Source organism: Kitasatospora sp. NPDC057500, from assembly GCF_042802195.1.
GTDB lineage: Bacteria > Actinomycetota > Actinomycetes > Streptomycetales > Streptomycetaceae > Kitasatospora.
The window spans coordinates 1-12521 of sequence record NZ_JBHVER010000219.1; the positions used below are offsets into that span (position 1 = coordinate 1).

10 protein-coding genes and 1 rRNA gene are annotated in these 12521 nt (G+C 73.0%); 6 read left to right on the forward strand and 5 right to left on the reverse strand.

Annotation, left to right across the window (positions count from 1 at the left end):
* A 5S ribosomal RNA gene (gene rrf, locus ACFU74_RS31495) occupies positions 1–93 on the forward strand; the annotation flags it as partial.
* Positions 94–153: 60 nt separating this feature from the next.
* Here the strand turns inward: rrf and ACFU74_RS31500 are convergent.
* Both ACFU74_RS31500 and ACFU74_RS31505 read right to left on the reverse strand, forming a co-directional pair.
* Positions 154–606 (reverse strand): GNAT family N-acetyltransferase, encoded by a 453-nt coding sequence (locus tag ACFU74_RS31500; protein WP_380762983.1) that lies wholly within the window; start codon positions 604–606, stop codon positions 154–156.
* Positions 607–665: 59 nt separating this feature from the next.
* Positions 666–1457, reverse strand: a complete 792-nt coding sequence (locus ACFU74_RS31505) for a VOC family protein (protein ID WP_380762985.1) — start codon at positions 1455–1457, stop codon at positions 666–668.
* Positions 1458–1646: 189 nt separating this feature from the next.
* Between ACFU74_RS31505 and ACFU74_RS31510 the strand changes: the two genes are divergently transcribed.
* The 3 genes from ACFU74_RS31510 (at position 1647) to ACFU74_RS31520 (ending at position 6625) form a co-directional block, all read left to right on the forward strand.
* A complete protein-coding gene (locus ACFU74_RS31510) occupies positions 1647–3851 on the forward strand; it encodes an ATP-dependent RecD-like DNA helicase (RefSeq protein ID WP_380762999.1) in 2205 nt (734 codons plus the stop codon).
* Between the two features lie 224 nt (positions 3852–4075).
* A complete protein-coding gene (locus ACFU74_RS31515; RefSeq protein WP_380762987.1) occupies positions 4076–5365 on the forward strand; it encodes a citrate synthase in 1290 nt (429 codons plus the stop codon).
* 540 nt (positions 5366–5905) lie between these two features.
* Positions 5906–6625 carry an SDR family NAD(P)-dependent oxidoreductase gene (locus ACFU74_RS31520; protein ID WP_380762989.1) on the forward strand — a complete coding sequence of 240 codons (720 nt, stop codon included), beginning with the start codon at positions 5906–5908 and terminating at the stop codon, positions 6623–6625.
* Between the two features lie 114 nt (positions 6626–6739).
* Here the strand turns inward: ACFU74_RS31520 and ACFU74_RS31525 are convergent, their stop codons facing one another.
* Entirely contained in the window at positions 6740–9004 is a 2265-nt protein-coding gene (locus ACFU74_RS31525) for a heavy metal translocating P-type ATPase (RefSeq protein ID WP_380762991.1), read from the reverse strand.
* A gap of 131 nt (positions 9005–9135) precedes the next feature.
* A complete protein-coding gene (locus ACFU74_RS31530; RefSeq protein WP_380762993.1) occupies positions 9136–9411 on the reverse strand; it encodes a heavy-metal-associated domain-containing protein in 276 nt (91 codons plus the stop codon).
* A 161-nt stretch (positions 9412–9572) separates the two neighbouring features.
* On the opposite strand from ACFU74_RS31530, the gene ACFU74_RS31535 reads away from it, so the two are divergent.
* Complete coding sequence (locus tag ACFU74_RS31535) at positions 9573–9884, forward strand: metal-sensitive transcriptional regulator (RefSeq protein WP_380763001.1); 312 nt, start codon at positions 9573–9575, stop codon at positions 9882–9884.
* Between the two features lie 48 nt (positions 9885–9932).
* Complete coding sequence (locus ACFU74_RS31540; protein ID WP_380762995.1) at positions 9933–10967, forward strand: hypothetical protein; 1035 nt, start codon at positions 9933–9935, stop codon at positions 10965–10967.
* A gap of 75 nt (positions 10968–11042) precedes the next feature.
* Here the strand turns inward: ACFU74_RS31540 and ACFU74_RS31545 are convergent, their stop codons facing one another.
* Positions 11043–11837, reverse strand: coding sequence for a metal-dependent hydrolase (locus tag ACFU74_RS31545; protein WP_380762997.1), 795 nt, complete (start codon positions 11835–11837; stop codon positions 11043–11045).
* Positions 11838–12521 lie beyond the last annotated feature (684 nt).

Here is a 12521-nt window from a genome sequence, read left to right on the forward strand (position 1 = left end):
ACGCCCGGTTACATTCCGAACCCGGAAGCTAAGCCTCACAGCGCCGATGGTACTGCAGGGGGGACCCTGTGGGAGAGTAGGACGCCGCCGAACAATTCTTCTGAAAAGCCCCTGCCGGGGATACCGGCAGGGGCTTTTCGCATTTCCGCGGGCTCAGAGCGCGAGCTTGAAGCCGACGTGGGAGGCGACGAAGCCGAGACGCTCGTAGAAGCGGTGCGCGTCGGTGCGGGTGACGTCGGAGGTGAGCTGGACCAGCTCGGCGTCCAGTTCGCGGGAGCGGTCGACAGCCCACCGGATCAGGTCGGTGCCCAGACCGGTGCCGCGTTCGTCGGCGTGGATGCGGACGGCCTCGATGATCGTGCGGGTCGAGCCCTTCCGGGAGAGGCCCGGGACGACGGTGAGCTGCAGGGTGCCGATCGTCCGGCCGGAGCGTTCGGCGACCACGAGGTGCTGGTGCGGGTCGGCGTCGATGCGTGCGAAGGCAGCCCGGTAGGGGGTGAGGTCGCCGGGGCTCTCGCGGGTGGCGCCCAGCGGGTCGTCGGCGAGCATGGCGACGATGGCCGGCAGGTCGTCGCCGGTCGCCCGGCGGATGGTCAGATCGTTCATGGTCACACCCTAGGCGCCCCCTGGACGGCCCTTGGCGGCCCTCCCCGGGTGACCTGGCGTCATGTGCCCGGCGGAGGGCTGGTGATGACGGCGAAGGCCGCCCCCTGCGGGTCGGCGAGCCGGCCCAGGCGGCCGACGCCGTGCACGTCCGTCGCGGGGAGCCGGACGGTGGCGCCGAGGCGTTCCGCGGCGGCCAGGCGGGCGTCGACGTCGGGGACCTCGAAGTAGGGGAGCCAGTGCGAGGAGGTGCCGGCGGCGGTCTGCTCGGGGTCGAGCTGGGTGATGCCGCCGTGGGCGTCCGCCGTGCCGCCGCCGGGCGGGGTGAGGACGGTGTACAGGACCTCGCCGATCGGGACGTCCTGTTCCTGCCAGGCGAAGACGGTGCGGTAGAAGGCCTTGGCCGCCTCGGCGTCGATGCTGTGGCACTCCGCCCAGCAGAGGCTGCCGGGCTCGGTGACGGTGTCCAGGCCGCGGACGTCGTGCGGTTGCCAGACCGCGAAGTCGGCGCCGGCGGGGTCGGTGTAGCCGGCCATCCGGCCGCTGGTGAAGACGTTGAACGGGGCGAAGCGGACCTGGCCGCCGGCCTCGCGGACCAGTTCCGTGGTGCGGTCGGCGTCCAGGGTGCAGAAGTAGACGGTCCAGGCGGGGCGGGCGTGCGCCTCGGTGAACGGGCCGAGGGCGGCGACCGTCCGGCCGTCCTGGCGGAAGAAGCCGTAGCCGCCGGCCTCGGGACCGGCGGAGGTGTAGGTCCAGCCGAACACCTCGGTGTAGAAGGAGACCGAGGCCTCGGTGTCGGGACTGGTGAGGTCGAGCCAGTCGGGGGAGCCGGGACGGTAGGCGGTGGTGAGCATGGTGTGCTGCCCTTCGTCGGCGTTGCCGGCCCTCCCTCGTCCTTCCAGCGTGGCACCCGGGCCCCTGGTGTCGCACCCGGACGGTACGGTGCGTAGCGGAAGTCGTCCCGCACGGTGAAGGGGGCCCCGGTGGCCAGTCAGACAGGGGCGCGGACCGCCGCCGGCGGTGGCACCGGCCCGGCGGCCGCGGTGCCGCGCCAGCTCGCCCAGGTCGAGGGTGTGCTGGAGCGGATCACGTACTCCAACGAGGAGACCGGCTACACGGTGGCCCGGGTCGACACCGGGCGCGGCGCCAACGACCTGCTGACGGTGGTGGGCGCGCTGCTCGGCGCGCAGCCGGGGGAGTCGCTGCGGTTGCACGGGCGGTGGGGGTCGCATCCGCAGTACGGGCGGCAGTTCGTCGTGGAGAACTACACGACGGTGCTGCCGGCCACCGTGCAGGGCATCCAGCGCTACCTGGGGTCGGGGCTGATCAAGGGGATCGGGCCGCGGTTCGCGGAGCGGATCGTGGAGCGCTTCGGGGTGGACACCCTGGAGGTGATCGAGAACGAGCCGGGCCGGCTGATCGAGGTGCCGGGGCTCGGGCCGAAGCGGACGAAGAAGATCGCGGCCGCCTGGGAGGAGCAGAAGGCCATCAAGGAGGTGATGGTCTTCCTGCAGGGCGTCGGGGTCTCGACCTCGCTGGCTGTGCGGATCTACAAGCAGTACGAGGACGGCTCGATCGGGGTGGTGAAGAACGAGCCGTACCGGCTGGCGGCGGACGTCTGGGGCATCGGCTTCCTCACCGCTGACCGGATCGCCCAGGCCGTGGGGATTCCGCACGACAGTCCGGAGCGGGTCAAGGCGGGCCTGCAGTACGCGCTGTCGCAGAGCAGCGACCAGGGGCACTGCTACCTGCCCGAGGAGCGGCTGATCGCGGACGGCGTGAAGCTGCTCCAGGTGGACGTGGGGCTGGTGATCGACTGCCTGGCGGAGCTGGTGGCCGCCGAGGGCGTGGTGCGCGAGCAGGTGCCGGGGGAGGGCGGCGAGCCGATCACGGCGGTGTACCTGGTGCCGTTCCACCGGGCGGAGATCTCGCTGGCCAACCAGCTGCTGCGGCTGCTGCGGGCGGACGGTGACCGGATGCCGTGGTTCGCGGACGTGGACTGGCCGGCGGCACTGGGCTGGCTGGCCCGGCAGACCGGGGCGGAGCTGGCGCCGGAGCAGGAGCAGTCGGTGCGGCTGGCGCTGACCGAGAAGGTCGCGGTGCTGACCGGCGGGCCGGGCTGCGGCAAGTCGTTCACGGTGAAGTCGATCGTGACGCTGGCGCTGGCGAAGCGGGCCAAGGTGGTGCTGGCGGCGCCGACCGGGCGGGCGGCGAAGCGGCTGGCGGAGCTGACCGGGGTGGAGGCCTCGACGGTGCACCGGCTGCTTGAGCTGCGGCCGGGCGGGGACGCCGCGTACGACCGGGACCGGCCGCTGGACGCGGACCTGGTGGTGGTCGACGAGGCGTCGATGCTGGACCTGATCCTGGCGAACAAGCTGGTCAAGGCGGTCGCGCCGGGGGCGCACCTGCTGTTCGTGGGGGACGTGGACCAGCTGCCCTCGGTGGGGGCGGGGGAGGTGCTGCGGGACCTGCTGGCCGAGGGCGGGCCGATCCCCTCGGTACGGCTGACCAGGATCTTCCGGCAGGCCCAGCAGTCGGGGGTGGTGACCAACGCGCACCGGATCAACGAGGGGCTGCCGCCGCTGACCGAGGGCCTGCCGGACTTCTTCCTGTTCGCGGAGGACGACGCGGAGCTCGCGGCGGGGCTGACGGTGGACGTGGTGGCGCGGCGGATCCCGCAGCGGTTCGGCTACGACGCCCGGCGGGACGTCCAGGTGCTGGCGCCGATGCACCGGGGCCCGGCCGGCGCGGGCAATCTCAACACGCTGTTGCAGGCGGCGGTGACGCCGGCCCGGGAGGGGCTGGCGGAGCGGCGGTTCGGCGGGCGGACGTTCCGGGTGGGCGACAAGGTCACCCAGATCCGCAACAACTACGACAAGGGGCGGAACGGGGTCTTCAACGGCACAGTGGGAGTGGTGACGTCCCTGAGCGTGGACGACCAGCGTCTGACGGTGCTCACGGACGAGGACGAGGAGGTGCCCTACGACTTCGACGAGCTGGACGAGTTGGCGCACGCCTACGCGGTGACGATCCATCGGTCGCAGGGGAGCGAGTACCCCGTGGTGGTGATTCCGGTCACCACGTCCGCATGGACGATGCTCCAGCGAAATCTGCTCTACACCGCGGTGACCAGGGCCCGAAAACTCGTCGTGCTGGTGGGGTCACGGAAAGCGATCGGGCAGGCGGTTCGCAGCGTCAGCGCAGGTCGGAGGCATGCCGCACTGGACCACCGGCTTGCGTCTGGATGATTCTCCAAGGGATGGTTGCCTCTATTGTTCTCTTGACGTGAAGAGATTTACGACAGAGCCTGGTGGGGTGCCGATCTTGTCCGGTTCGTACCGGCGGCGGCGGGAGGTTTTGTAGGGGCGGGCCCTTTCGGGTCACCCCGGGTGCGCGGCTGTCCGCCGGATGGGGGATGGTAGAGACAGTCAGGGCACCTTGGAAGAGGATTCATTTCGTCGGTGAGGAAGACGTGAGCGACAACTCGGTAGTACTGCGGTACCAGGACGGCGAGTACGAATACCCCGTCGTCGAGAGCACTGCGGGCAACGCCGGCTTCGACATCTCGAAGCTGCTCCCGCAGACCGGCCTGGTCACCCTGGACAACGGCTTCGGCAACACCGCCGCCTACAAGTCCGCGATCACCTTCGTGGACGGTGACAACGGCATCCTGCGGTACCGCGGTTACCCGATCGAGCAGCTCGCCGCCAAGGGTGACTTCATCGAGACCGCGTACCTGCTGATCAACGGCGAGCTGCCGGACGCCGGTCAGCTCGCGGACTTCAACCGCGAGATCACCCAGCACACCCTGCTGCACGAGGACGTCAAGCGCTTCTTCCAGGGCTTCCCGCGGGACGCGCACCCGATGGCGATGCTGTCCTCGGTGGTCGGCGCGCTGTCGACGTTCTACCCGGAGAGCCACAACCCGTTCGACGCGGCCCAGCGCCACCTGTCGACGGTCCGCCTGCTGGCGAAGCTCCCGACCATCGCGGCGTACGCGTACAAGAAGGCGATGGGCCAGCCCTTCGTCTACCCGCGCAACGACCTGAGCTACGTCGAGAACCTGCTCCGGATGACCTTCGCGGTCCCGGCCGAGGACTACGAGCTCAACCCGGTCGTCGTCAACGCGCTCGACAAGCTGCTGATCCTGCACGCGGACCACGAGCAGAACTGCTCGACCTCCACCGTGCGCCTGGTCGGCTCCAGCCACGCCAACCTGTTCGCCTCGATCTCGGCCGGCATCTCGGCGCTGTGGGGCCCGCTGCACGGCGGCGCCAACCAGGCCGTGCTGGAGATGCTGGAGAGCATCCAGAAGGACGGCGGCGACGTCGACGCCTTCATCACGAAGGTGAAGAACAAGGAAGCCGGCGTCAAGCTGATGGGCTTCGGCCACCGGGTCTACAAGGCGTTCGACCCGCGCGCCGCCCAGGTCAAGCTGCTCGCGCACGAGGTCCTCGGCCAGCTCGGCAAGTCCGACGAGCTGCTGGAGATCGCGCTCAAGCTGGAGGAGCACGCGCTCAAGGACGACTTCTTCGTCTCGCGCAAGCTCTACCCGAACGTGGACTTCTACACCGGTCTGATCTACCGCGCCATGGGCTTCCCGACCAGCATGTTCACCGTGCTGTTCGCCCTCGGCCGGCTGCCGGGCTGGATCGCCCACTGGCACGAGATGATCAACGACCCGACCAGCCGGATCGGCCGTCCGCGCCAGATCTACACCGGCACCGCGATCCGCGACTACGTGGAGATCGACGCCCGCTGACGCCGTGCACCCGCACTGACGCCGTCCGCACGCCCTGACACCGTGCCACGAGGGCCCGGCCGCACCCCTGCGGCCGGGCCCTCGCGTTCTCCCGCCCTCATGTCCGGCGCACGACTCCGGGGGCGGCTCGCGTCCCGGGACGGCCGCTCAAAGCGTCCCTGGCCCGGCCACACCCCGGCGTCGTGCGCGAAGGCCGCCAACCGTCGGCGACCGACCCGGGGCCCGCCGGAGCCCCGTCGGCGGCAGCGGTGGTCGTGCGTCGACGCTGTGCCGTTCGCCACGTCTCAGCCCACCGGAAAAACTGCCGCACTACCAACCTAAGACGTATCAGCGTGTGAGAAGTTACGCCGGGGGGGTGTGAGCTGCCTCTCGCCACGCTCCGTGTGCGTGCGGTGCCGGCCCCATACCACACCTTCCAGCGGCCGCGACGTCACCCTCCCCGCTGTTACGGCAACCGAGCGTGATAGGAATCGTGGCATTCCGGTACGGACCGTCCCGCACCTTGGAGCGTGGCGGCGGAGCTGGGGAGGGAGTGCGCAGATGACCAGGAACGTGGTTGTCACCGGCGGTGGCACGGGGATCGGGTACGAGGTGGCGCGGCGGTTCGCCGAGGCGGGCGAACAGGTCGTGATCGTCGGCCGACGGCGGGCGGTGCTGGAGGGGGCCGCCACGGCGCTCGGACCGAACGTGACCCCGCTGGTCTGCGACCTCGCCGATCCGGACGCGGTGGAGGCCGCGCTGGCGGAGCTCCCGCAGCGGATCGACGTGCTGGTGAACAACGCGGGCAGCCGGGAGACCGTGATCGGCGCCGGGCCGCACGCCCTGCTGGCCCGCTGGCGGGGGGACTTCGAGCGCAATGTGCTGACCGTGGTGCTGCTCACCGAGTCGATCCGCGACCGGCTCACCCCGGGCTCCGGCCGGGTGGTCACCATCAGCTCGATCGCCGCCCTGCGCGGGGCCGGCTCCTTCGGGGCGGCGAAGGCCTCGCTGCACGCCTGGAACCACTTCCTCGCCGCCCAGCTCGGCACCTCGGGCATCACCGCCAACATCGTGGCGCCGGGGACGGTGGCCGGCACCGAGTTCTTCGGCCCGCGGCTGGACGAGGCGGAGGTCTCCCGGCGGTCGGCCCGGACGCTGCTCGGGCGGATCGGGGAGACCGGCGAGGTGGCGGCGGCGGTCCAGTTCCTGGCCTCGCCGGAGGCCGGGTTCATCACCGGGGAGATCCTGCACTGCAACGGCGGCGAGCTGCTGGGGCGCTGAGTCCCCGAGGCGCCCGGAACCGCTCAGGGCCCGCACCGCGCACGCGGTACGGGCCCTGCGACGTCCTCCCGGGCCTTCCCCGGGCCTTTCCCGGGACTCCCGGGCCGCCTGCGGTCAGGCGGGCTGGAAGCGCCGCAGCCGGAGGCTGTTGGTGAGCACGAACACCGAGGAGAAGGCCATCGTGGCGCCGGCGATCATCGGATTGAGCAGTCCGGTGGCGGCCAGCGGGATCGCCGCGACGTTGTAGCCGAAGGCCCAGAACAGGTTGCCCTTGATGGTGCCGAGGGTCTTGCGGGAGAGCCGGATGGCGTCGGCGGCCGAGCGCAGGTCGCCGCGGACCAGGGTCAGGTCGCCCGCCTCGATGGCGGCGTCGGTGCCGGTGCCCATGGCCAGGCCGAGGTCGGCCTGGGCGAGCGCGGCGGCGTCGTTGACGCCGTCGCCGACCATCGCGACGACCCTGCCCTCGCCCTGCAGCCGCTGGACGACGGCGACCTTGTCCTGCGGCAGCACCTCGGCGATCACGTCCTCGGCCGGGATGCCGACCTCGGCGGCGACGGCCTCGGCGACCGCCCGGTTGTCGCCGGTGAGCAGCACCGGCCGCAGGCCGAGCCCGCGCAGTTCGGCGATCGCCTCGGCGCTGGTGGGCTTGACCGCGTCGGCGACCTCCAGGACGGCCCGCGCCTCGCCGTCCCAGCCGACCGCGACGGCGGTGCGGCCTGCGGCCTCGGCGGCGCGCTTGGCCTCGGCGAGCGCGGCGGGCAGGTGCTGCGACCACTCGGCGAGCAGGGACTCGCGTCCGGCGATCACCGCGTGGCCGTCGACGACGCCCTGGACGCCGAGGCCGGGGACGTTCTCGAAGCCCTCGACGGCGGGCAGGGTGCCGAGCCGTTCGGCGGCGGCTGCGGCGATGGCGGCGGCGATCGGGTGCTCGGAGGCGTGCTCGACGGCGCCGGCCAGCCGCAGCGCCTCCTCCTCGGTGACGCCCTCGGCGGTGCGGACGGCGAGCAGGGTCATCCGGCCGGTGGTGACGGTGCCGGTCTTGTCGAGGACCACGGTGTCGACGCGGCGGGTGTTCTCCAGCACCTCGGGGCCCTTGATGAGGATGCCGAGCTGGGCTCCGCGGCCGGTGCCGACGAGCAGGGCGGTCGGGGTGGCCAGGCCGAGGGCGCACGGGCAGGCGATGATCAGCACGGCGACGGCGGCGGTGAAGGCGGCGGCCCAGCCCTCGCCGGTGCCGAGCCAGTAGCCGAGGGTGGCCAGGGCCAGGGTGATGACGATCGGCACGAAGACGGCGGAGATCCGGTCGGCGAGCCGCTGGGCGGCGGCCTTGCCGCTCTGGGCGTCCTCGACCAGCTTGGCCATCCGGGAGAGCTGGGTGTCGGCGCCGACCCGGGCGGCCCGGACGACCAGTCGGCCGCCGGCGTTGACGGTGGCGCCGGTGACGGCGTCGCCGGCGGCGACCTCGACGGGCACGGACTCGCCGGTGAGCATCGAGGCGTCGACGGCGGAGGCGCCCTCGACCACCACGCCGTCGGTGGCGATCTTCTCGCCGGGGCGGACCACGAACAGTTCGCCGACGGTCAGCTCGGCGACCGGGACGCGGACCTCGGCGCCGCCGCGCAGCACGGTGACGTCCTTGGCGCCGAGCTCCAGCAGCGCCTTGAGCGCGGCGCCCGCGGTGCGCTTGGAGCGGGCCTCGAAGTAGCGGCCGGCCAGGATGAAGGCGGTGACGCCGGCGGCGGCCTCCAGGTAGATGTTGGAGGAGCCGTCGCTGCGGGCGATGGTGAACTCGAAGCCGTGCCGCATGCCGGGCATCCCGGCGTGGCCGAAGAACAGCGCCCACAGCGACCAGAGGAACGCGGCGCCGGTGCCGAGCGAGACCAGGGTGTCCATGGTCGCGGCGCCGTGCCGGGCGTTGGTCCAGGCGGCCTTGTGGAAGGGCCAGGCGGCGTAGGTGACGACGGGGGCGGCGAGGGTGAGCGAGAGCCACTGCCAGTTGTCGAACTGGAGGGCGGGGACCATCGCCATCGCGATGACCGGGACGGCCAGGGCGAGCGCGGTGATCAGCCGCTGGCGCAGCGGGGCGAGTTCGTCGGCGGACTCGGCGCGGTCGTCGTGGCCGCCCCCGTCGGCGGGCTCGGGGGTGGCGGGGCGGGGTACGGCGGCGGTGTAGCCGGTGGCCTCGACGGTCGCGATGAGGTCGGCGACCTCGATCGCGCCGGTGACGCTCACCCTGGCCTTCTCGGTGGCGTAGTTGACGGTGGCGGTGACCCCGTCCATGCGGTTGAGCTTCTTCTCGATCCGGGCGGCGCACGAGGCGCAGGTCATGCCGCCGATCTGGAGTTCCACCTCGGTGGAGGCGGGTGCCTGGGTGGTCATCTGGGCTCCTCGTGGGTCGTCGGTGGGGCGGTGGAACGGGTGGGGCGGGTTCGAGCCCCGGGGGCCGATACCCCCTGGGGGGTTCGGGAGGGCGCCGGTCGGGATACCGGACCCCGGACCCGCCGGGCGGGTCAGGCCCGGCCGGTGAGCTCGTATCCGGCGTCGTCGACGGCGGCGCGCAGGGCCTCCTCGTCCGGCTCCGCCTCGGCGGAGACGGTGACCAGGCCGGCCGCGACGTCGACGTGCACGGCGGTGACGCCGGGGAGGGCGGAGACCGCCTTGCCGACGGCCTGCTCGCAGTGGCCGCAGGTCATCCCGGCGACGGCGTAGACGGTGGTGACGGCGGCGGGGTCGACGGTGACGGTCGCGCCGGTGGAGCAGGTGCCGTCGGTGGAGCAGCAGGACATGGGGTCCTCCGTGGATAGCGACTTCGCGATACCCAGTGGGGGTATCGCCTTGCGGTGATTCCATTTATACCCCTGGGGGGTATGCCCCGCAACCCTCGGACCGCCGTGGACCATCCTTGACTCGATACCCCCCAGGGGTATCTAATCGAGGGTGTCGGAGGATCGGATCGACGACCAACGGGAGACCCCTGATGAACGGCTACCACCACGAGAAGGACCAGGTGCAGCGCAGACTGCGGCGGGTCGAGGGCCAGATCCGCGGACTGCAGCGGATGGTCGACACGGACAGCTACTGCATCGAGGTGCTCACCCAGATCTCGGCCGTCACCAAGGCGCTCCAGTCGGTCGCGCTCCAGCTGCTCGACGACCACCTCGGGCACTGCGTCCAGGACGCCATCGCCAAGGGCGGCGCCGATGCGGACGCCAAGGTCGCCGAGGCCTCGCAGGCGATCGCCCGCCTGATGCGGGCCTGAACCGCCCGCCCCCGCCCACACCCACGCCCGCGCACCGAGGAGTCCGCCATGAACACCGCCCTGAAGATCGCCGCCTTCGCCACCGGGGTCACCGCCGTCTTCGGCGCCGCGTACGGCGCCGGCCACCTGACCGGCGACGGGGCGCCCGCCCCGCGCCCCGCGAGTGCCGCACACGCCGGGCACACCACGGCCGCCACCGTGGGGACGGACTCGGCGGCGGTCGCGGCGGGGGCCGGAGCCGGGGCCGGGGCCGGGGCCGAACAGCTCCCCGGCGGGCTACAGGTCTCCGAACGCGGCTACACCCTCGGCCTGGAGAACCCCTTCGTCACCGCCGGCGCCCCGGCCGAGCTGCGGTTCCGCATCCTCGGCGCCGACGGCAGCCCGGTCACCGGGTACCGGCCAGCGCACGAGAAGGAGCTGCACCTGATCGTCGCCCCGCGCGACCTCGCCACCTTCCAGCACCTGCACCCGGTCCGCGCCGCCGACGGCACCTGGAGCGCGCCGCTCGCCCTGCCCGCCGCCGGGGAGTACCGGGTGTTCGCCGACTTCACCCCGGCCGACGCCGCCGAGGGCCTGACCCTGGGCGCCGACCTGCACGCCGCCGGCGAGCTGCGCCCGGCCCCGTTGCCGCGGACCGGACGGTCCGTCACCGTCGACGGCTACACGGTGACCCTGGACGGCGAGCTCACCCCGGGCCGGGCCGGGCAGCTGACGCTGACCGTCGCGCGGGACGGGCGGCCCGTCACCGACCTCCAGCCGTACCTCGGCGCGGCCGGCCACCTGGTCGCGCTTCGCGCCGGCGACCTCGCCTACCTGCACGTCCACCCCGACGGGCACCTGCCCGAGGGGGCCGCCGCGGCCGGCGGTCCGGCGATCACCTTCACCACCACCGCGCCCAGCGGCGGCGAGTACCGGCTCTTCCTGGACTTCCGGCACCAGGGCGCCGTGCACACCGCCGCGTTCACCCTCCCGGTGGGCGGGACTGCGGCGGCCGCGCCGGGCGCCGAGGCCCAGGCGCCGACCGCCGCACCCGCCGCACCCGCCGGGCACGCCGGGCACGGCGACGCCGGCCACCGGCACTGAGGCCGCCCGGACACGCGCAGCGGGCCCCGCACCGAGGAGATCCCCGGTGCGGGGCCCGTCCCGCCGGTGGCCCGCTCAGCCGAAGTAGCCGAGCGCCCCCACCGCGCACAGGCCGCCGGCGCCCATGAACACCGGCATCAGCACCTTCAGCTCCACCCAGCTGCCGGCCCGGAACCGCATCGCCTTCGGCGGGCCCAGCGGGTACCAGCGCTTGCGGCCGATCGGGATCGGCCAGAGCACCGGGCAGCCCGAGACGGTCAGCGCGTCGCCCAGGCAGTGCACCAGCGCGCCGAGGGTGATCGGCAGGCCGATCCACAGGTACTCCTGGCCCGGCTGGTCGAACAACCAGAGCGAGCCGTTGCCGGGCTTGTCCAGCACACCGGTGATCAGCCAGGTGGAGGCCGCGCCGAGCAGCCAGACCAGCACGTCGCTGGAGACCCGGGCCTGGCGCCAGAGCAGCCCCTCGATCGCCAGCACCATGTGCACGAAGAGCACCGCCAGCACGCCCCACCGTCCGCCGTACACGGTGACGGCCGAGGCGCCCGCGCCGCACAGCACGGCCCAGACCCAGGTGTGGGTCAGAGTGCGGTGGCCGCCGGAGCGGCGGGGGTCGTGCCGGCTGCGGGTCGCCCGGTAGACGGCGTAGGAGAGGTTGTCGATCACCTCGCAGAGGACCCGCGACACCGGGCCGAACGCCCGGGATATGGTCGCCGCCTTGTGGTCGAGGTCGGGCGCCAGCGCGGCGCCCGCGCAGATCAGCGCCCCCGTCAGCAGCACCGGCCAGGGCATCGGTTCGCCCATGGCCTCCGCGATCGCCCCCACGCCCAGCCACGCCGCCGCGCCGGACAGCGAATGCGCCGGTCCCATCATCTTCTCGGCTCCCGCCCTCGTCCCGAACCGCCCATCGCGAGGGCTTCGCGAGGGCCTGACGGGGCGGCAGCATAGTCGCCCGTGATCGAGAAGATCCGGAGTCGTGAATTCACTCGAATGGCGGATGGGATTCCGCGTCCAGGGGGAGGCTGCCGCACAGGGATGCTGACGGGGCGTCACCCCTGAGGACGGATTCGCGGCCCGGGCGCGTCGCGGGCGCCCCCGGCGCGCGCTCGGCGCACATCCAAGGTGCGCCCGGCGCGCATCCGGCGGCCCCCGTCGGAGAGTGGCCCGGGAATCCGGCGCCGGACCGGCCCTGCCCGCTGGTCCGCCGCCCCCTGCGCCCGGCCGGGCAACCGACGTGACCAGCGCCGTGGACTTCCGGCTCCGACCCCGGCTGCCCGTTCGCCCGTCGCGGAGCACCTCGGCGCAGTGCACCTCGGCGCAGTGCAGTTCGGCGCAGTGCAGTTCGGCGGCGGCGGTGCAGGCCCGGACCGGGCCCCGGCCGGTGTCGAGCAGCCGCCGGTAGTGCTCGGACAGGCCCTCGCGGCCCTCGTCGGGCAGGGAGGGGCCCATCGCCCGGACGGCGAGGCACCGCGCACGGCACCCGGCTGCACCCCGACGGCCGGGAGGCCTCCGCCGGTTCCTCCGGGAGGCGCCGACCGGGGCCGGCCTCCCGGAGGA

Coding starts and splice junctions, on each gene's coding strand:
- ACFU74_RS31500 (WP_380762983.1), bottom strand. CDS start 606: ATGAACGATCTGACCATCCGCCGGGCGACCGGCGACGACCTGCCGGCC.
- ACFU74_RS31505 (WP_380762985.1), bottom strand. CDS start 1,457: ATGCTCACCACCGCCTACCGTCCCGGCTCCCCCGACTGGCTCGACCTC.
- ACFU74_RS31520 (WP_380762989.1), top strand. CDS start 5,906: ATGACCAGGAACGTGGTTGTCACCGGCGGTGGCACGGGGATCGGGTAC.
- ACFU74_RS31525 (WP_380762991.1), bottom strand. CDS start 9,004: ATGACCACCCAGGCACCCGCCTCCACCGAGGTGGAACTCCAGATCGGC.
- ACFU74_RS31530 (WP_380762993.1), bottom strand. CDS start 9,411: ATGTCCTGCTGCTCCACCGACGGCACCTGCTCCACCGGCGCGACCGTC.
- ACFU74_RS31540 (WP_380762995.1), top strand. CDS start 9,933: ATGAACACCGCCCTGAAGATCGCCGCCTTCGCCACCGGGGTCACCGCC.
- ACFU74_RS31545 (WP_380762997.1), bottom strand. CDS start 11,837: ATGATGGGACCGGCGCATTCGCTGTCCGGCGCGGCGGCGTGGCTGGGC.